Source organism: Streptomyces sp. 5K101 (assembly GCF_046506645.1).
Lineage (GTDB): Bacteria > Actinomycetota > Actinomycetes > Streptomycetales > Streptomycetaceae > Streptomyces.
This window is the reverse complement of record NZ_JBKFFO010000022.1, coordinates 1-18821: the sequence shown is the minus strand read 5'-3', so window position 1 is coordinate 18821 and position 18821 is coordinate 1. Positions and strand designations below refer to the sequence as shown.

Below are 18821 nucleotides of genomic sequence, written 5' to 3'. Positions count from 1 at the left end.
CCCGAACGTCTCGAAAAGTTGAGCAGTTGTCTTGTTCCGTCTATTCCCAACTGCGCTACCCGCCAGTAAATACCCCGAGTAACCACAACTCGGGGAGGCGCAATGAAGGGAACAGGCCGAAGAGTTCGCACACTGACGCGTACCGTGGCCGCCGCCGCGGTACTCGCCACCGTCCTGGGCGGGACGACGCTCACCGCCCCCGCCGCGGCCGGCACCCCGGCCGCGGCGTCGCTGCCGCTGCCGCCCGAACTCGAAGCCGTCCGCGCGGCCGAGGCGACCGCACTCTACGGCAGCCCGGAGGAACGGCCGCCGGCCCTGCGCAAGACCGGCCTGATCTCACTGGGCGACAGCGAGATCTCCGGCGAGGGCGTCGGCACCTACGAGCCCGGCACCGACGGACCCGACAACTGGTGCCACCGTTCACCCGACGCCGCGATCCACCGCACGGGCATCGCCGCGGACCTCACGTACAACGTCTCCTGCTCCGGCGCGTCCACCGGCAACATCCGCATCGGCGGATCGAAGCAGTACGAAGACGAACTCGTCCAGAGCGACAACCTGGCCATCAAGGCGCGCAACACCCGCATCAAGATGGTGGTGCTGGTCGCGGGCGCCAACGACGACCTCCAGTTCGGCCCGGTGATGACCGACTGCGTCACCCGCTACATCCTGATCCAGGGGCCGTGCGAGCCGAAGTACGCGCCCGGCTGGCAGGCTCGCGTCGACGGCCTCGTCCCCAAGGTCGAGCAGACCGTGCGCGACCTGCGGACCGTCATGCGCGACGCCGGGTACGCGGACGGCGACTACAAGCTCGTCGTGATGGGCTACCCGAGCCCGGTCGGCCCCGACTTCCGCGACAACCCGGCGTTCCCGGGCAAGCTGGCGTGCGGCGGCATGGGCTACGACTCCGACACCGTGTGGGGCCGCAACAGCGCCGTCCCCGCCTTCCAACGCGGCATGCGCGCGGCCGCGCGCAGCACGGGCGCGGTGTACCTGGACAACTCCCGCCTCTTCCACGGCCACGAGGTCTGCTACCAGGACGCCTGGGCGCGGGGGCTGTACGTCGACATCACCAACCCCTTCCCGCCGGACTCGAACTCGGTCCGCCAGTCCTTCCACCCGAACGCCCGTGGCCACGCGGCCTTCGCCTCGTGCCTGACCCAGCTCTACGCCTCGAACGCGCGGGAGGCAAGCTGCGCGGACGTCGACTCCACCGGGAAGCCGGTCCTGGTCCCGTACGCCTGGGACGCCGCGTACCGCCCGCTGAAGGCGGTGTCCGGGCCGTGCCTGGACGTGTCGGGAGCGGTCACCCGCAACGGCACCGGGCTGCTGGCCTGGGACTGCCACGGCGGCCGCAACCAGGGCTGGTGGCACGACCCGTCGCGCCGCTCCCTGCACACGGAACTGTCCCAGGACCGCTGCGTGGACGTCCCTGACGGCACGTACCGGGCGGGCACGGAGCTGATCGTGTGGGACTGCCACGGCGGCGCGAACCAGCAGTTCATCCGCACGGCGGACACGATCCGCCCGTCGTCGGCGCAGTCGCTGTGCGTGACGCTCCTGTCGCCAACTGCCCGCGCCACCCTGCAACCCTGCACCTCCACCCCGACGCAGCGCTTCGCCTGACGCCGCGGGGCGGGGCCTGCACTCCGCGCAGCCGGGGGTTCCGCCGAGGGCGGCCCCGCTGCGGGAAGTTGGGCCTCGGTGAGCCCCCACCCTTGACGGGACCGGGCCCCGGCCCCGGGCCGCGCCGCGCGGCCGCGGGGGCTGGGGGCTTGCCCCCAGTGCGGGAAGGGCTCCGCGCGCTACGCCAGCCCCGGCCCCCGCACCGGAATCGACGTGAACGTCGGCGCCGGCGCCGGATCCTGGAAGAAGTCGTTGCCCTTGTCGTCGACCACGATGAACGCCGGGAAGTCCTCCACCTCGATCTTCCACACCGCCTCCATGCCGAGCTCCTCGTACTCGACGACCTCGACCTTCTTGATGCAGTCCTGCGCCAGGCGCGCCGCCGGGCCGCCGATCGAGCCGAGGTAGAAGCCGCCGTGCGCACCGCACGCGTCGGTGACCTGCTTCGACCTGTTCCCCTTGGCCAGCATGATCTTCGACCCGCCGGCCGCCTGGAACTGCTCGACGTAGGAGTCCATCCGGCCGGCCGTCGTCGGACCGAAGGAACCGGAGGCGTAACCCTCGGGGGTCTTCGCCGGGCCGGCGTAGTAGACCGGGTGGTCCTTCAGGTACTGCGGCATCTCCTCGCCCGCGTCCAGCCGCTCCTTGATCTTCGCGTGCGCGATGTCGCGCGCCACGACCAGCGGACCGGTCAGCGAGAGCCGGGTCTTGACCGGGTACTTCGTCAGCTCGGCGAGCATCTCGTCCATCGGCCGGTTCAGGTCGATCTTCACGACGTCGCCTTCTTCGGCGAGGTGCTCGTCCGTCGTGTCCGGCAGGAAGCGCGCCGGGTCCGTCTCCAGCTGCTCCAGGAAGACGCCCTCGGCCGTGATCTTCGCGACGGCCTGCCGGTCGGCCGAGCACGAGACGGCGATCGCCACGGGCAGCGAGGCGCCGTGCCGCGGCAGCCGCACCACGCGCACGTCGTGGCAGAAGTACTTGCCGCCGAACTGCGCGCCGATGCCGATCTTCTGCGTGAGCTCGAAGACCTTCTTCTCCAGCTCCTCGTCACGGAAGCCGTGCCCCAGCTCCGACCCCTCGGACGGCAGCTCGTCGAGGTAGTGCGCGGAGGCGTACTTGGCGGTCTTGAGCGCGAACTCCGCACTCGTGCCGCCGACGACGATCGCGAGGTGGTACGGCGGGCAGGCGGCCGTACCGAGCGAACGGATCTTCTCCTCGAGGAACTTCATCATCGAGGCCTCGTTGAGGACCGCCTTCGTCTCCTGGTACAGGAACGACTTGTTGGCGCTGCCGCCGCCCTTGGCCATGAAGAGGAACTTGTACGCGCCGCCGTCGGTCGCGTACAGCTCGATCTGTGCGGGCAGGTTGGAGCCGGTGTTCTTCTCCTCCCACATGGTGAGCGGAGCCATCTGCGAGTAGCGCAGGTTGAGCTTGGTGTACGCGTCGTAGATGCCGCGCGAGAGGGCTTCCTCGTCCCCGCCCTCGGTCAGCACGTTCTGGCCGCGCTTGCCCATGACGATCGCGGTGCCGGTGTCCTGGCACATGGGGAGCACGCCGGCGGCCGCGATGTTCGCGTTCTTCAGCAGGTCGAGCGCGACGAACTTGTCGTTCGACGACGCCTCGGGGTCGTCGATGATGCGCCGCAGCTGCGCGAGGTGGGCAGGGCGCAGGTAGTGCTGGATGTCGTGGATCGCCTCGGCCGCGAGCGTGCGCAGGGCCTCGGGCTCGACCTTGAGGAACGTGCGCCCGTCGGCCTCGAAGGTGGAGACACCTTCGGAGGTCACCAGCCGGTACGGGGTGGTGTCCTCTCCCAGGGGGAGCAGATCCGTATACGCGAACTCCGGCATTTCGCCCATTCCTCACTTCACAGACAGCAGCTGGCGTCCATTGGCAGCGCCCTCCAGCGTAGAACGCCCGCGCTGCCCCGATTGTGTGAGGTAAGGCTCAGTTCCCGGCAAGGGTCGCGACCGGGGGCCGGTCGGGCCGCCGGCGCCGCGCGGCCGGCCGCCGGCATCCGGGCTCGGGTGTGAAATCGACCAGTTGCGGCCGGTTCCGTCCGTGCCGCCCCTGGTTGCGATCTATCGCGTTTCGCTAGGCTGGTGACGTGGACCTCGAGAAGCAGCCTCAGAAGCCGGCCGTGCCCGTGGAGACCCGCCGCGCCGACCACGCGCTCCGCGCCTCGGACGCCGACCGCGACCGGTTCGCGGACATCCTCAGGGACGCCCTGGCCGAAGGCCGGCTGGACGCCGAGGAGCACTCCGAGCGCATCGACGCCGTCTACCGCGCCAAGACCCTTGGCGAACTCGAGCCGCTCGTCGCGGACTTGCCCGCGACGGGCCGGCGCACGGGCGCCGCCCCGTATCCGCCGGAGACCGACGAGCCCACCGGTCCCGCCGAGAACCTGGTCGCGGTCTTCTCCAGCTCCACCCGCAAGGGGCGTTGGCGCGTCGGCCGCCGGACGAACGCGTTCTCCCTGTTCGGCAGCGTCGAGCTCGATCTCACCGAGGCCCTGTTCGGGCAGCGCCTCACCGTGATCAACGCGACGTCGATCTTCGGCAGCGTGGAGGTCCGCGTCCCCGAGAACATCACGCTGCGCGGCAGCGGCACCGGCTTCTTCGGGAACTTCGAGGTCGTCACGCTGGAGGCCGCCGACCCCGAGGCGCCGGTGGTCGTCGTCAACGGCTACGCGGTTTTCGGCAATGTCGAGGCCAAGCCCAAGCGGGGCCGCCGTATCTCCGATCTCCACGACCGCCTGCGCAAACACCTGGGCTGACCGGCCGCGTGGACGGGAGTATTCCCGCCACGCGCGCCGATACGCAATTCCGTGCGTCGGAAGTCAGTGCCACCCAGTGCTTAGGAGTGCGCACAGCGGGTAGGGACTGCTGCATCGTCTCTCGCTCGCGAATCCGTCGTCAGGAGTAGACCGTGCTGCAACTGCCGCATCAGTCCTTGCAGGTAGCCGCCGTTCCGCCTCAGCGCATCCCTGCTCGGGAGGATCAGGCCGGTCCCTGGCACGCGGAGGCGGTGTGCCGCCGCGACGAGGCCGGGCTCTTCTTCGCCCCCTCGAAGGAACCGACGGCCGCGCGCCTGTCGCGCGAGGAGGCTGCCAAGCGGGTCTGCGCCCGCTGCCCCGTGATGGTCGAGTGCCGGGAGCACGCCCTCCTCCAGCCCGAGCCGTACGGCGTGTGGGGCGGCCTCACGGCGGCCGAGCGCCGTGTGGTGCTGGCCCGGCGGCGCCGGCGCGAGGTGGAGCTGAAGAAGTCTCCTTCGGCGGCCTGAGCGCCCGCCGGCGACCACGCGCGACGCCGGCGACCGCACGCGACGACAGCTGCCGCGACATACGAGAAGGGGCGCCCCCCGCATGAGGGGCGCCCCTTCCCGTTCGTCACGCGGCCGGCGGCCGGCCGCTACTTCGCGCGGTCGAAGTCGATCTTGCTGTACGCGCGCAGCTTGGAGAGCCGGTGCGTGGAGTCGATCTGGCGGATCGTGCCGGACTTCGAGCGCATCACCAGGGACGACGTGGTCGCGGTCTCCGAGCGGTAGCGGACGCCGCGCAGCAGTTCGCCGTCCGTGATGCCGGTGGCGACGAAGAACACGTTCTCGCCGCTGACCAGGTCGTTCGTGGACAGCACTCGGTCCAGGTCGTGCCCGGCGTCGATCGCCTTCTGGCGCTCGGCGTCGTCCTTGGGCCACAGCTTGCCCTGGATGACTCCGCCGAGGCACTTGATGGCGCAGGCCGAGATGATGCCCTCGGGCGTGCCGCCGATGCCGAGCAGCATGTCCACGCCCGTACCCTCGCGGACGGCCATGATCGAACCGGCGACGTCGCCGTCCGAGATGAACTTGATCCGGGCGCCGGTCTCGCGGATCTCCTTGACGATGCCCTCGTGGCGGGGGCGGTCCAGGATCACGACGGTGACGTCCTCGGGGGACATGTTCTTCGCCTTGGCGACCCGGCGGATGTTGACCGAGACGGGCGCGTTGATGTCGACGAAGTCGGCGGCCTCGGGGCCGGTCACCAGCTTGTCCATGTAGAAGACCGCGGACGGGTCGAACATGGTGCCGCGATCGGCGGCGGCCAGGACGGCGATGGCGTTCGGCATGCCCTTGGCGTTGAGCGTGGTGCCGTCGATCGGGTCGACGGCGATGTCGACCTCGGCGCCGGTGCCGTCGCCGATGCGCTCACCGTTGTAGAGCATGGGCGCTTCGTCCTTCTCGCCCTCGCCGATGACGACGACGCCGTTCATCGAGACGGTGGAGACGAGGGTTCGCATGGCGTTGACCGCCGCGCCGTCGGCACCGATCTTGTCGCCGCGGCCCACCCAGCGGCCGGCGGCCATGGCGGCGGCCTCGGTGACGCGCACCAGCTCGAGGGCCAGGTTGCGGTCGGGGGCCTCGGGGGAGACCTCGAGCTCGGACGGCAGATGGTGCTCGGTCATCGGAGCGCACCTTTCTGTACGGCGACGGCCGGGGATAAAGAGGGTGCTGCGACTCTATCGGTACATCGACAAATTGAGCAGAGGGGCCCACGTATGAGCACATCACCATGATGCGACCATGGGGGCGTGGCAGGTATGCGAGGCAAGCAGACGATTCGCGGCATGTTCCAGTCCATGGCGGTGATCGGCGTCGTCGTGGCGGGCATCTACATGCTCGTTCCGCACGACGAGCACGCGGACCCGATCAGGACGGTCGACTACCGCGTCGAGCTGGTGACGGCGCAGCGGGCAGCACCCTACCCGGTGGCCGTGCCGGAGGGGCTGGACAAGGAGTGGCGGGCGACGTCGGTCACCTTCGACCGCGCGGACGCCCACGCCTGGCATCTCGGGTTCCTCGACCCGGACGACCAGTACGTGGCGGTGGAGCAGTCCACGGCGAAGGCCGCCGACAGGTACGTGCGCGAGGTCACCCATCAGGCGGACAGGACCGACAGGACGCGGCAGGTGGCCGGCGAGACCTGGCAGGTCTGGGAGGGGCCCAAGTACGACGCCCTGGTGCTGACGGCCGGCGGCGCGACGACGGTGGTCACCGGTACGGCCCCGCCGGCGCGGCTGGCGGAGATGGCCGCCGCGCTCAGCCCCCGGCCGGGCGAGCCCAAGGAGGCCGCGCCGTCCTCGGCCCCGGCGAGCCCGTCCGCGAAGCCGTAGCCGCCGCCGCGGCAGGTACGGCGGAGCCCCTGACGTCTGCGTACGGGCAAACACCGCCGACGTCTGTGTACGGCGAAGGCTGCCTGATACGCGTACGGCGACGCCCGCCGACGCCATACGACGAAGGCCGCTGAGGCGCGTACGGCGAAGGCCGCCGCTCCCGGTCGGGTGCGGCGGCCTTCGCGTGCCTGCGGCGGCGGCTCAGACGGTGGTGACGACGTCCTCGTAGGACAGGCGCGGGGAGCGCGGGAACCAGGCGTCCTCGCCCGGCTTGCCGATGTTGACGACCATCAGCGGGGTGTGGTCGTCGTCCAGGAACTCCTTCTGGACGCCCGCGGCGTCGTAGCCGGTCATCGGGCCGGCGGCCAGACCGGCGGCGCGGACGCCGACGATGAAGTACGCGGCCTGGAGCGCGGCGTTGAGGGAGGCGGCCGACTCGCGGACCGGGCGCTCGCTGAAGAAGAGGTCCTTGGCCTGCGGGAAGTGCGGCAGCAGGTCCGGAAGCTCCTCGTGGAACTCGTTGTCGGCGGCCAGAATCGCGACCAGCGGGGCGGCCGCGGTCTTGGGCCGGTTGCCCTCGGCCATGTGCGCCACCAGGCGCTCGCGGGCCTCGGCGGAACGGACCAGCACGACGCGCAGCGGGTTCTGGTTGAAGGCGGTCGGGCCGTACTTGACCAGGTCGTAGATCGCCTGGACCTGCTCGTCCGTCACCGGCTCGTCGGTGAACGTGTTGGCGGTGCGGGCCTCACGGAAGAGGAGGTCCTGGGCGGCGGAGTCAAGAACGAGCGACATAGCGGGCATACCTTCCGAAGCGGATCATGGGTCAACCAATGAATTCACCGTAAAGGCATGAGGTTCAATTTTCAACAAAACCAGGGCCGACGTGAGCCGAGTCACACACGCCCGTCCGTACCCGCCGGGCCGGAGCCGCCGCCCGCCGACCGATGCCCGTGCTCCCGCCCGGAGCTAGCCCTCGCCCTCGTCGCCGTCCGGCTCGGACTCCGCCAGCGCCGCGTCCAGACGCGCCCGCGCGCCCTCCAGCCAGTGGCGGCACACCTTCGCCAGCTCCTCGCCGCGCTCCCACAGGGCGAGCGACTCCTCGAGCGTCGTACCACCGGCTTCCAGGCGGCGCACGACCTCGATCAGCTCGTCCCGCGCCTGCTCGTAACCGAGCGTGGCCTCTTCCGTCTTGGCAGCCATGCCATCCACCCTATGTGTCAGAAACGTACGTATGTCCCGGGGCCGTAGGAGCCCTCACTCCTCGACCCGCACCGCGAACTCGCCCCGGGCGACCCGCGCCCGCAGCCCCTCGCCCGCGCTCACGTCCTCCGGCGAGCGCACCACCGCACCGTCGGCGCGCTGCAGCACCGCGTAGCCCCGCTCCATCGTCGCCGCGGGGGACAGCGAGACCACCCGCGCCCGGGTGTGCGCGAGCTCCGAGTCCGCGCGGTCCAGAAGGTGGCCGAGCACCCGGCGGCTGCGCGCCAGCAGCGCGTCCACCTCCTCCTCGCGCTGGTCGACCATCCGCTGCGGCTGCTCCATGCAGGGCCGGGCCAGACAGTGGGCCAGACCGCGCTCCTCGCGGTCCAGCAGCCCCTCGACCGTCCGCAGCGCGCGCTCCCGCAAATGGCGCACCCGCTGGAGCTCCTCGCCCACGTCCGGGACGACCTTCTTCGCGGCGTCCGTCGGCGTGGACGCCCGCAGGTCCGCCACCAGGTCCAGCAGCGGCGAGTCCGGCTCGTGCCCGATGGCGGACACGACCGGGGTCGTGCACGCGGCCACCGCGCGCACCAGCTGCTCGTCGGAGAACGGCAGCAGGTCCTCCACGCTGCCCCCGCCGCGGGCCACGATGATCACATCCACGTCGTCCAGCGCGTCCAGCTCCTTCACCGCCTGGACGACCTGGGGCACGGCGTGCACGCCCTGCACCGCGACGTTGCGCACCTCGAACCGGACGTGCGGCCAGCGCCGGCGCGCGTTCTCCAGGACGTCGCGCTCGGCCGCCGACGCCCGCCCGCACACCAGCCCCACCCGGTGCGGCAGGAACGGCAGCGCCCGCTTGCGGTCCGGCGCGAACAGGCCCTCCGCGCCGAGCGAGCGCTTCAACTGCTCCAGCCGCGCGAGCAGTTCACCGATGCCCACCGGCCTTATCTCCGACGCCCGCAGCGACAGCTGCCCCCGGGGCGCGTACCACTCCGGCTTGGCGAGCACCACGACCCGCGCGCCCTCGGACACCACGTCCGCGACCGCGTCGAACACCTGCCGGAAGCAGGTGACGCTCACCGAGATGTCGTACGACGGATCGCGCAGGGTCAGGAAGACGACCCCTGCGCCCGGCCGCCGCGACAGCTGGGTGATCTGTCCCTCCACCCAGACCGCGCCGAGCCGGTCGATCCACCCCCCGATGAGCCGCGACACCTCGCCGACGGGCAGGGGGGCTTCCGCGGACGTGTTGAGAGCCATACGGGCGAGCGTAACGGCCGGGTACGACAACTCCCGCGACCCGAACCGGCCGCCGCCCCTCTGTCCGCGAGCGGCCCACCGGCACCCCGGCCGCCGTCGTCCACAGGCGATCACCCGCCCGTGGTGGGCGGCCTTACGATGGGACGCATGACTGCTACGCCGCCTGCCCGACGCGTCCTCCTCGCCGCCCCCCGCGGCTACTGCGCGGGCGTGGACCGTGCCGTGATCGCCGTGGAGAAAGCCCTTGAGCAGTACGGGGCGCCGATCTACGTCCGCCACGAGATCGTCCACAACAAGTACGTCGTGCAGACCCTGGAGAAGAAGGGCGCGATCTTCGTCGACGAGACGGCGGAGGTCCCCGAGGGGTCGATCGTCATGTTCTCCGCCCACGGCGTGGCGCCGATCGTGCACGAGGAGGCCGCCGAGCGGAAGCTCGCGACCATCGACGCGACCTGCCCGCTGGTCACCAAGGTCCACAAGGAGGCCGTGCGGTTCGCCAAGGAGGACTACGACATCCTCCTGATCGGCCACGAGGGCCACGAGGAGGTCATCGGCACCTCCGGCGAGGCGCCCGACCACATCACCCTCGTCGACGGCCCCGGCGACGTGGCGAACGTCGAGGTCCGCAACCCCGACAAGGTCGTCTGGCTCTCCCAGACCACGCTCTCCGTCGACGAGACGATGGAGACGGTCGACGCCCTGAAGACGAAGTTCCCCGGCCTGATCTCCCCGCCGAGCGACGACATCTGCTACGCCACGCAGAACCGCCAGACCGCCGTCAAGCAGATGGGCGCCGAGGCCGACCTCGTCATCGTCGTCGGTTCCAAGAACTCGTCGAACTCGGTGCGGCTGGTGGAGGTGGCGCTCGGTGCCGGAGCCGGCGACGCGCATCTGGTCGACTTCGCCGAGGAGATCGACGAGGCGTGGCTGGAGGGCGTCTCCACGGTCGGCGTCACCTCCGGCGCCTCCGTGCCCGAGGTGCTCGTCGAGGGCGTGCTGGAGTGGCTGTCGCAGCGCGGCTTCGAGGACGTCGAGATCGTCAAGGCCGCGGAGGAGTCGATCACGTTCTCGCTCCCCAAGGAACTGCGCCGCGACCTGCGCGCGGAGGCCGCCGAGCTGTCGGGCACGTAGCCGCCGGCATCGGGCATCGTGCTCGTCGCCCTCCGCTCGTCCCCTTAACGTTGTGTCCATGAACGTCTTCGGAGTGGACATCGGCGGTTCCGGGATCAAGGGCGCTCCCGTGGATCTGGAGCGGGGCGACCTGGCCGCGGAGCGCCACAAGGTGCTGACCCCGCATCCCGCGACGCCCGACGCGGTGGCGGACGGCGTCGCCGAGGTGGTCACCCGCTTCGGCTGGGACGGTCCGGTGGGCATCACGTTCCCCGGCGTCGTCACGAGCGGCGTCACCCGCACCGCGGCCAACGTCGACAAGGGCTGGGTCGACCAGGACGCGGCACGCCTCCTCGGCGACCGCCTCGGCGGGCTGCCGGTGACCGTGCTCAACGACGCGGACGCGGCGGGCGTGGCGGAGATGACCTTCGGCGCGGGTCGCGGCCGCAAGGGCACGGTGATCCTGCTGACGTTCGGTACGGGCATCGGCAGCGCCCTCTTCATCGACGGCCGCCTGGTCCCCAACACCGAGCTCGGCCATCTCGAACTGGACGGACACGACGCCGAGACGCGCGCCTCCACGAAGGCCAAGGAGGACGCGGACCTGAGCTGGGCGCACTGGGCGCGCCGGGTGCAGAAGTACCTGGCGCACGTGGAGATGCTGTTCTCGCCGGAGCTGTTCGTCATCGGCGGCGGGGTGAGCCGCAAGGCGGAGAAGTTCCTGCCGCTGATCGAGGGCGTGCGGGCGGAGATCGTCCCCGCGGAGCTGCAGAACAACGCGGGCATCGTGGGTGCGGCGATGGCGGCGGCCGGGCGCTGAACCGACTCCGGCCGGCGGCGGGTCCGAGCCCTGAGTAGCCCCTCGCCCGGCACCCGGTCCGGGCGCTGAGCCGACCCTGCTGCGACTCCGGGCGTCAGTCCTGGCGGGCGGTCCCGCCCGGCCGGCCCGGCCCGCCGGGACGGGTCCGGCGCCGTCGCCGCCCCATCATCCGTACCTTGCGCACGCACGTGATCAGGCCGGCGACCAGCGTGCCCCCGTACAGCCAGCCGGCGTGCACCGCGAGCGCGGTGACCACCGCCATGGTCTGCCCGCCGAAGCCGCCGTCGCCGCCGGAGATCGGCACGATCCCCACCGCGAAGGCGATCGGCACGATGACGGGGGCCATCACCAGGTCGGCCTCGCGCACCCACAGCGCGGTCAGCGCGCTCACGGGCAGGAACAGCAGCCCGTAGGCCACCGCCGAGCCGTCCAGGAGCAGCCAGTCCAGGCTGCCGAGCGCGAGCATCACCGCGGCCCCGAACAGTCCGGCGCCGAGCCCGGTCAGCCGGGGGTTCGGCAGCCGGCGCAGCGCGAGCACGACCGGCGGCACCGGCCGCGGGGGCCGGACGGGCACCGGGTAGACGGTCCCGTCGGCGGGCGTGCCCCGGGCGGGAAGGGTGCCCTGCGGACGCTGCCGGGGCTGGGGGCGACGAGTCCTGTGCTGCTCCACACCGACCAACGTAGGTTGCGGGGAGCCGATCGGGAGGTACCAGACACGCCCTTTGGGTGACCTTGGCCCTTCGTTCTCCTCCCTGCGGCCGTCGCTGTCCGGCGCGCCCCGCCCGTAAACTGGTGGATCGGCCCGCCCATGCCGGGCCGTACGGCCCCCCGCCAGTCCTCACTCTCCACTCAGGAAGTCGCCAACGTGTCGCTCACGATCGGAATCGTCGGTCTGCCGAATGTCGGCAAGTCGACCCTGTTCAACGCCCTGACCAAGAACGACGTGCTGGCGGCCAACTACCCGTTCGCCACGATCGAGCCGAACGTGGGCGTCGTCGGCGTCCCGGACGCCCGCCTCACGAAGCTGGCGGAAATCTTCTCCTCGCAGCGGACCCTCCCGGCGACGGTCGACTTCGTCGACATCGCGGGCATCGTGCGCGGCGCGAGCGAGGGCGAGGGCCTGGGCAACAAGTTCCTGGCGAACATCCGCGAGTCGGACGCGATCTGCCAGGTCATCCGCGCCTTCAAGGACGAGAACGTCGTGCACGTCGACGGCAAGGTCTCGCCGAAGGACGACATCGAGACGATCAACACCGAGCTGATCCTCGCGGACCTGCAGACGATCGAGAAGGTCCTGCCGCGTCTGGCCAAGGAAGCGCGCATAAAGAAGGACCTGGCGCCGAAGGTCGCGGCCGTCGAGGCGGCGAAGGAGATCCTGGAGCGGGGCGACACGCTCTTCTCGCAGGGCATCGTCCAGGGCTCCGAGAAGGCCGAGCTGCTGCACGACCTGCACCTGCTCACCACGAAGCCGTTCCTCTACGTCTTCAACGTCGACGAGGACGAGCTGACGGACGACGCCTTCAAGGAGGAGCAGCGCGCCCTGGTCGCGCCGGCCGAGGCGATCTTCCTCAACGCCAAGCTGGAGGCGGACCTCGCCGAGCTCGACGAGGACGAGGCTCTCGAACTCCTCCAGTCCGTCGGCCAGGACGAGCCCGGCCTCGCGACCCTGGCCCACGTCGGCTTCCGCACCCTCGGCCTCCAGACCTACCTGACGGCGGGCCCCAAGGAGTCCCGCGCCTGGACGATCAAGAAGGGCGCCACGGCCCCGGAGGCGGCGGGCGTGATCCACACCGACTTCCAGAAGGGTTTCATCAAGGCGGAGGTCATCTCCTTCGCGGACCTGGTGGAAACGGGCTCGGTCGCGGAGGCCCGCGCGAAGGGCAAGGCGCGCATGGAGGGCAAGGAGTACGTGATGCAGGACGGCGACGTGGTGGAGTTCCGCTTCAACGTGTGATACGTCCGGCGAAAGGCCGTCTGACCTGCGGCGGAGCGGGTCGGGCGGCCTTTGTGGTCCGTACACAGTCCGCACTGTGCTTGCTGGGGACTGCGTCCTGATCGCTCTCGACTTCGTGCACCCGCTCAGTGTCAGGCACGGTGCCTCTCAAGCGGCGCGGCTGTGGGTAACTGCGAGGCCCACGTCGTGACCTCGGTCAGGTGCTCGGGCTGGAGCCCGATGTGGGGGTCGGGCTGGACGAGGAGGGTCGCTGCACCTCGGGCGGTGCGGGCTGCGGCCCAGGCGTGGTCGACGCTGGTGAAGTCGTCGTCGATCCAGACGGCGGCGGCGTCGCCCAGCCAGGCGTCGACATGGTCACGCTTCCACAGGTAGCCGTTGGGGTGGCTGCTGGTGATCTGCGGACGCGGGAGATCGACGTACGGCAGGGTCGGAAGGTCGAGGAGCGGGCCGATGAGGGTGGTGGCGTCCTGCCGCCAGCTGGTGCACCAGACGGGGGTGATCAGGCCGGTACGGATCACGTCCATGAGCAGACTGCCGTGGTCGGGGTGGAGCCAGACGGTGACCGGGTTGTCGGCGCTGCGGCCGGTGGGGACGACGTCGTGGCGGGCGTGGGTGGCCGGGGTCGAGCCGTGCTCGTCGGGGAAGGGTATGAGGACGCCGTCGATGTCGAGGAGCAGGTAGGGCGGGCGCATCGGTCCTCCATAGGCCGGATGAACGCGGATGTCAGAGCTTGCGGGCGCGGATCAGCAGGGTGGTGGGCCAGTGGCCCATGCGGGGGTCGTGGAACTCCTGGGCTGAGGTGAGCCAGAAGCCCGCCTGGCTGAGGTGCTTCTCCCACCGGTCCGTGGAGAACTCCCAGCGGGCGATGGGGAGCCGGGTGCGGTCGGGGAGGGTGACGTGGTCGCGGCGGGGCCGATCGTCGCCGGAGGGGCTGCGGCCCCCACGCTGCGGGTGCGGAACGGAGAAGGCGAGCACCCGGCCCGGCGTGAGGCGTCGAGCGATGCCCGGGAGCAGGAGCTCGGGGGCGACGAGGCCGACGGCGCCGAAGACGGAGTAGATCGCGTCGAACTGCTCGTCGGAGGCGTGCAGGTAGTGCAGGGCGTGACCGGCGACGAAGGTGAGGTTGTTCAGTCGTCCGTAGTGGGAGCGGGCGCGGCGGACCTGGAGGCCGACCAGGTCGACGCCGGTGACACGGGCGCTATGACGGGTGGCGAGGTGGGCGGCGTTGTGGCCGGGGCCGCAGCCGAGTTCCAGGAGTCGCTTGCCGCGCAGGTCGGGGCCGAGGATCTCTGCTCCGGGACCTTGGCCGGGTCTCGTGGTCCATTCCATCCGGGCGGGTACGGACAGGGGTTCGGCGAGTCCGGCGGCGGTGCGTTGGAGGGCGTGGGTGTGCCAGGGGGATGCCTGGGCGAGCACGTTAGATCTCCAGGAGGTGGAGGACGTCGGTGAGGTGGCGGCGGACGGCCTTGATGTAGGCGGGGTCGGTGGCCGGGTCGTCGATCCAGCGGATGGCCTGTTCCATGAACCACTCGACGGCCCACATGCGGTGCCAGCCCAGGGCCCAGTTCTCGGCGGTGAGCCCGCCGCGTGAAGCGAGGGCGTCGGGAGTGCCGCCGGCGGTGACGTACTGCTCCAGGAAGACGCGCAGGCGCACGGGGTGCGGGGGCTCGATGGTGCCGTGCCAGCTGGCGAGGTCGAGCAGGCCGGGGCCGGTGAAGGCGCGGGCGAAGTCGAGCAGCCGCCAGCCGCGCTCGCCGATGTGGAGACTGGTGGGGTGGAACTCGGAGTGCACCCAGCCGAACGGTTCCAGCGTCGCTCCGGCCGAGCGGGCCTCGGCGGCCTGGGCGATACGGTCGAGCGCGTCCTCGACGTCATCCGCGTCCTGCCACCGGTCGGCCTTGCGTAGCCGTTCGAGGTGCTCCAGCGACCTGGCCGGGAGCGTCCGCAGCCGGTCCTGGTCGAGGACGGGCAAGGGCGGAGCCGTACGGGTGCCGTGCAGGATCACGGCCGCGGCGACGCCGTCGAGGTCGTCGGCCTCGCGAACGGAGGGTCCGAGGTCCTCCATGAGCATGCCGAGCCAGCCGTCCAGGACGGCGGAGGCGTGGACCTGGGGGACGGGTACGCCGAGGGTGTGGGCCAGGCGGAGAGCCTGGTCCTCGCTGTCGAAGGGCTTCTTGGCGTACTTGAAGACGGCCGTAGCGCCGTCAGGGAAAGTCACACGCTCGACACCGGACATGGACCACACGCGTACCTCCTCCCGTACAGCGGTGGTCTGGCCCGTCGCGGTGAGCAGGTTGTCGAGGAGTTCGGCGCTGGGGTTCGCGGTCACGTGAGGGCTCCGGGGGATGGTGGCGTCCGGGGCGGGCGAGGGAAGCCGGCCCGCCCCGGAGCCTGATCGGGTGGTGGTTACGCGGCGGGGTTCACGCGGTGGGCGTAGACCTGCTCGATCCAGCCCGCCTTGAACGCGGCGAGGTCGTCACGGAAGTTCGCCATCGAGGCACCGTAGGGCGCGACCACGCCGCCGGACTGGTCCGGCACGGACTGGCAGCCGTGCACGAGCCGGCCACCGAGCGCGGCGTGGGCCTTGATGGACTCGATCCGGCGGTGCTCGTTGAACCAGCCGCCGTGGTAGACCTCGTCGAGCATCCCGCCCGTCTCGTCGTCCAGGTCGAAGACGACGGAGGTGGCGGCGGGGAAGAACCAGCACGGGCCGACGTTGGAGATGTGCCCGTCCAGCTCGACCTTGTTGAGCGCCATGAGCGTGGCGGCCTCGCGGAGCATCCGCAGGTGGTCGGCGGTGATCTGCGGCAGGCCGAGGCCGACCAGGTGCTCCTCGCGGAAGAGGTACGTGTACACCTCGTACGCGGTGGCCACGACGCGGGCCGCGTCGGAGGTGGATTCGCTGTGCTGCTTGATGAAGTCGAGCGCGAGCTGCTCGACCGCGCTCTCGGTCGTCTCATCCACGTCCAGGAGCTGGGCCTTGACCAGCTCCCAGTCGGCGACCAGCCAGGTGTTGCACTCGAAGCGAAAGAAGTACTCCGCCGGGTCGATCGTGATGCGCCGGCCGTCGACCTGGATGCCGGGCAGGCGCCTCCAGCGCGGGTCGAACGCCTCGGGCAGCTCGACCGTGATGGCCGTGGTGTCGATGGTGGTCACCGTGTCTCCGTCTCTGATCGGCCAGGTTCGGGCACAGGAATGCCCGAGCCCGGTGTGGGCGTACGGAACTTCGGGGTGCCGCCCGGACCAAGGGGGAGCCTGGATCACGGTCGCGCCGTTCCGGGCGGCTGCTGATCAGTGAACCGGTGGTCACGCTCAGTGGGTACGGTGGAAGGCAGTTGAAGCGGTATACGCGGTTTACAGCTCCAGAACGGAGGCGATCGTGGCGGCGCAGAGAGAACCCAACTCCCGTCTGCGCGATGCCATCGACGCGGCCGGCTGCACCTACGAGGCCCTCGCCCGAGACGTGCGGCGCATCGCCGCCGAGAACGGCGAGATCCTCCAGACCAACAAGTCGGCCATCTCGCACTGGGTGAACGGCACCCGTACTCCGTCGGGCCGGGTAGGTCAGTACCTGGCCGAGGCGTTGTCCCGCCGAGCGGGGCGCACGGTCACTCAAAGCGAGATTGCCCTCCAGGCTGGTGATGAAGAAGAGCCGGCGGAATCCGACCCTGTCCTCGCGGTCACCGACCTGGGCCGCGCCGACGTCGAGCGCCGCCGCTTCCTCGCCATCGCGGCCTTCACCACCGCCGGCGTCGCCATGCCGCTCGGCTACGACCACGAGGCCACCGCCCGCATGCTTCGCGCCCGTACCGGCACGTCCCTGGTCGGCACGGAGGACGTGGACGTCGTACGCCAGATCACCGCGGCTTTCAGCGCCGCTGACGAGCGCCTCGGCGGCGGGCACGGCCTGACCACCGTCACCGCGTACCTCGCCGACACCGCCGCCCCCATGCTGCGCGGACGCTTCCCCAGCGAAGCCTTACGCCGGGCCGCCTTCGGCGCCGTCGCCGAACTCGCCTACCTCGCAGGGTGGAAGCACCACGACCTCGGCCAGGAAGGCGCCGCCCAGCGCTACTACCAGGTCGGCTACAAGCTCGCCTGCGAAGCCGACCCCCACGGCCACGCAGCCTGGATGATGCGCGCCCTCGCCCACCAGGCCCTCAGCCTCCAACAGCCCCACCACTGCGTCGACCTCGTCGAAGGAGCCCTCCGCACGGGTCTCGGCCACGTCGACGGCCAGACCGAGGCTCTCCTCCACATCACCCACGCCCGCGCCTACGCCGCCGTGAACGAGAACCCCCAGGCCGCGTGCGCCCTGCTCGCCGCCGAGGACGCCCTCCTACGGGACGACGGTCCCCAGCCCAGCTACTCCCGTGTGAGCGGCCCGGCCGCCGGCACCGTGGCCAGCCACACCGCCCGCACCCTGACCGATCTCGCGGACCACATCGGTACCGAGCAGCAGCACCGCGACGCCCTCACCCGCTGGGACCCTGAGAAGTACAAGCGCGTCCACGCCCTCACCCACGCAGACCTCGGCGACAGCCTGGCCGCCCAGGCCCGCGCCGACGAGGCCGTCGCCGCCTGGACCCAGGCCCTGGTCCTGATGGAGGGCATGACGTCCGACCGCACCCGCAAGGCGATCACCTCGATCCGCTCCACCCTCGCGGTCTACCAGCGCCGCCGTGTTCCCGGTGCCGCCGATCTCGCCCGCCGCGCCGGCGAGGCCCTCGCCTAACATGCCCAACAACCCGTCCGACGAAGGGAACACCGTGGCCCAGCAGACCGACGATCAGCCGAAGGCCCTGAAGCCGGCCCTCGAATCCATGACCCTGCTGGTCGCCGCCGTCATCGTCCATGACAAGGCCACCAACCGCGTCGTCCTCCTCCAGCGCAGCGAGAACGCCAAGTTTGCCCAGGGCATGTGGGACCTCCCCGTCGGCAAGAGCGAACCGGGCGAGCCGATCACCGAAACCGCGGTCCGCGAGCTCTACGAGGAGACCGGCCTCACGGTGAAGCCCGAGTCCCTCAAGGTCGCCCACATCATCCACGGCGCCTGGGGCGTCGAAGCCCCCAACGGCTTCCTCACGGTCGTCTTCGCCGCCCACGACTGGACCGGCGAACCCGAAAACCGCGAACCTCGCAAGCACTCCCAGGTCCGCTGGGTCGACGCCAACGCCATCCCCGACGCCTTCGTCGATACCACCGCGAGTGCCCTCCATCACTATCTAAACAATGGCTTGGAGGTCTCTCTGGATGGATGGGCGGCAGCGTGAGCGGCTGAGCGCCCGGGGTGCCGTTCCGGCCTCCGCTCATCCGAGTGCCCGTCCCTTCTGCCGATCAGGCTCGTCCCGTACGGGGGTTCCTGCCGGTGGTCAACTCCGTTGATCCAGCTTCCCGTTCGCCGGCCTGATTAGAGGTTGATTCCCAGCCCCTTCCCATGAGAGCCTGCAAGGATTTGCTCATAGCGACGAGGTGTTGGGGGAGAACATGGCGATGCCGTCGGCAAACCCGGGGCGGGGTGGCCGGGACGAGAGGGTCGCCAGACTCGCGGCTGGTTCCGCCAATTTGGCCACCGGGCCTTCCCCCGCGGAAGTGGACACGCGTTCGGGGTTGTCATGCGGCCAGCGTGAGCCTAGCGGACTCCTGCTGGTGCCGGTGTTCGAAGTCCACGGGGCTGAGCTGCCCGTTCGCGGAGTGGCGT

General features: G+C 70.7%; 19 protein-coding genes. 9 read left to right on the top strand and 10 right to left on the bottom strand.

The features are described from left to right. Positions 1 to 102: 102 nt before the first annotated feature. Positions 103 to 1626 carry a ricin-type beta-trefoil lectin domain protein gene (locus tag ACLB9X_RS29480; RefSeq protein ID WP_410363470.1) on the top strand — a complete coding sequence of 508 codons (1524 nt, stop codon included), beginning with the start codon at positions 103 to 105 and terminating at the stop codon, positions 1624 to 1626. A gap of 179 nt (positions 1627 to 1805) precedes the next feature. On the opposite strand, the gene ACLB9X_RS29475 is transcribed toward ACLB9X_RS29480, so the two are convergent. Further along, on the bottom strand, positions 1806 to 3473 hold the full coding sequence (locus ACLB9X_RS29475) for a fumarate hydratase (RefSeq protein WP_410363469.1): 1668 nt from the start codon (positions 3471 to 3473) through the stop codon (positions 1806 to 1808). Positions 3474 to 3730: 257 nt separating this feature from the next. Between ACLB9X_RS29475 and ACLB9X_RS29470 the strand changes: the two genes are divergently transcribed. After that, entirely contained in the window at positions 3731 to 4399 is a 669-nt protein-coding gene (locus ACLB9X_RS29470; protein WP_410363468.1) for a DUF1707 domain-containing protein, read from the top strand. A 152-nt stretch (positions 4400 to 4551) separates the two neighbouring features. Continuing rightward, positions 4552 to 4905 (top strand): WhiB family transcriptional regulator, encoded by a 354-nt coding sequence (locus tag ACLB9X_RS29465; RefSeq protein ID WP_177150775.1) that lies wholly within the window; start codon positions 4552 to 4554, stop codon positions 4903 to 4905. Between the two features lie 128 nt (positions 4906 to 5033). Here ACLB9X_RS29465 and glpX read toward each other — a convergent pair whose 3' ends face one another. Then, on the bottom strand, positions 5034 to 6065 hold the full coding sequence (gene glpX / locus ACLB9X_RS29460; RefSeq protein ID WP_410363467.1) for a class II fructose-bisphosphatase: 1032 nt from the start codon (positions 6063 to 6065) through the stop codon (positions 5034 to 5036). Between the two features lie 135 nt (positions 6066 to 6200). Between glpX and ACLB9X_RS29455 the strand changes: the two genes are divergently transcribed. Further along, positions 6201 to 6773: a DUF4245 domain-containing protein gene (locus ACLB9X_RS29455; RefSeq protein WP_410363519.1), complete on the top strand. Its 573-nt coding sequence runs from the start codon at positions 6201 to 6203 to the stop codon at positions 6771 to 6773. Between the two features lie 201 nt (positions 6774 to 6974). Here ACLB9X_RS29455 and ACLB9X_RS29450 read toward each other — a convergent pair whose 3' ends face one another. From ACLB9X_RS29450 to xseA, 3 genes are all read right to left on the bottom strand, one after another. After that, a complete protein-coding gene (locus tag ACLB9X_RS29450; RefSeq protein WP_410363466.1) occupies positions 6975 to 7565 on the bottom strand; it encodes a malonic semialdehyde reductase in 591 nt (196 codons plus the stop codon). A 174-nt stretch (positions 7566 to 7739) separates the two neighbouring features. Beyond that, a complete protein-coding gene (locus tag ACLB9X_RS29445; RefSeq protein ID WP_410363465.1) occupies positions 7740 to 7973 on the bottom strand; it encodes an exodeoxyribonuclease VII small subunit in 234 nt (77 codons plus the stop codon). A 54-nt stretch (positions 7974 to 8027) separates the two neighbouring features. Further along, positions 8028 to 9236, bottom strand: coding sequence for an exodeoxyribonuclease VII large subunit (xseA, locus tag ACLB9X_RS29440; protein ID WP_410363464.1), 1209 nt, complete (start codon positions 9234 to 9236; stop codon positions 8028 to 8030). Positions 9237 to 9374: 138 nt separating this feature from the next. Here xseA and ACLB9X_RS29435 point away from each other — a divergent pair, with 138 nt between their 5' ends. Together ACLB9X_RS29435 and ppgK are read left to right on the top strand one after the other, a co-directional pair. Beyond that, on the top strand, positions 9375 to 10367 hold the full coding sequence (locus tag ACLB9X_RS29435; RefSeq protein ID WP_410363463.1) for a 4-hydroxy-3-methylbut-2-enyl diphosphate reductase: 993 nt from the start codon (positions 9375 to 9377) through the stop codon (positions 10365 to 10367). A gap of 58 nt (positions 10368 to 10425) precedes the next feature. Next, a complete protein-coding gene (gene ppgK / locus ACLB9X_RS29430; protein WP_410363462.1) occupies positions 10426 to 11166 on the top strand; it encodes a polyphosphate--glucose phosphotransferase in 741 nt (246 codons plus the stop codon). A gap of 94 nt (positions 11167 to 11260) precedes the next feature. Here ppgK and ACLB9X_RS29425 read toward each other — a convergent pair whose 3' ends face one another. Beyond that, the gene (locus ACLB9X_RS29425; protein WP_410363461.1) at positions 11261 to 11836 is read right to left on the bottom strand and encodes a DUF6542 domain-containing protein; all 576 of its coding nucleotides are present in this window, start codon (positions 11834 to 11836) and stop codon (positions 11261 to 11263) included. 195 nt (positions 11837 to 12031) lie between these two features. Between ACLB9X_RS29425 and ychF the strand changes: the two genes are divergently transcribed. Next, the gene (gene ychF, locus ACLB9X_RS29420) at positions 12032 to 13120 is read left to right on the top strand and encodes a redox-regulated ATPase YchF (RefSeq protein WP_410363460.1); all 1089 of its coding nucleotides are present in this window, start codon (positions 12032 to 12034) and stop codon (positions 13118 to 13120) included. A gap of 131 nt (positions 13121 to 13251) precedes the next feature. On the opposite strand, the gene ACLB9X_RS29415 is transcribed toward ychF, so the two are convergent. The 4 genes from ACLB9X_RS29415 to ACLB9X_RS29400 form a co-directional block, all read right to left on the bottom strand. Next, on the bottom strand, positions 13252 to 13812 hold the full coding sequence (locus tag ACLB9X_RS29415; protein ID WP_410363459.1) for an HAD domain-containing protein: 561 nt from the start codon (positions 13810 to 13812) through the stop codon (positions 13252 to 13254). A 31-nt stretch (positions 13813 to 13843) separates the two neighbouring features. Continuing rightward, positions 13844 to 14536, bottom strand: coding sequence for a class I SAM-dependent methyltransferase (locus ACLB9X_RS29410; protein ID WP_410363458.1), 693 nt, complete (start codon positions 14534 to 14536; stop codon positions 13844 to 13846). A 1-nt stretch (position 14537) separates the two neighbouring features. Next, positions 14538 to 15449: a phosphotransferase family protein gene (locus ACLB9X_RS29405; RefSeq protein ID WP_410363457.1), complete on the bottom strand. Its 912-nt coding sequence runs from the start codon at positions 15447 to 15449 to the stop codon at positions 14538 to 14540. A 77-nt stretch (positions 15450 to 15526) separates the two neighbouring features. Beyond that, entirely contained in the window at positions 15527 to 16276 is a 750-nt protein-coding gene (locus ACLB9X_RS29400; RefSeq protein ID WP_410363456.1) for a hypothetical protein, read from the bottom strand. Positions 16277 to 16499: 223 nt separating this feature from the next. Between ACLB9X_RS29400 and ACLB9X_RS29395 the strand changes: the two genes are divergently transcribed. Then, positions 16500 to 17855 (top strand): helix-turn-helix domain-containing protein, encoded by a 1356-nt coding sequence (locus ACLB9X_RS29395; protein WP_410363455.1) that lies wholly within the window; start codon positions 16500 to 16502, stop codon positions 17853 to 17855. Between the two features lies 1 nt (position 17856). Further along, positions 17857 to 18393 carry an NUDIX domain-containing protein gene (locus tag ACLB9X_RS29390; protein ID WP_410363454.1) on the top strand — a complete coding sequence of 179 codons (537 nt, stop codon included), beginning with the start codon at positions 17857 to 17859 and terminating at the stop codon, positions 18391 to 18393. Positions 18394 to 18821 lie beyond the last annotated feature (428 nt).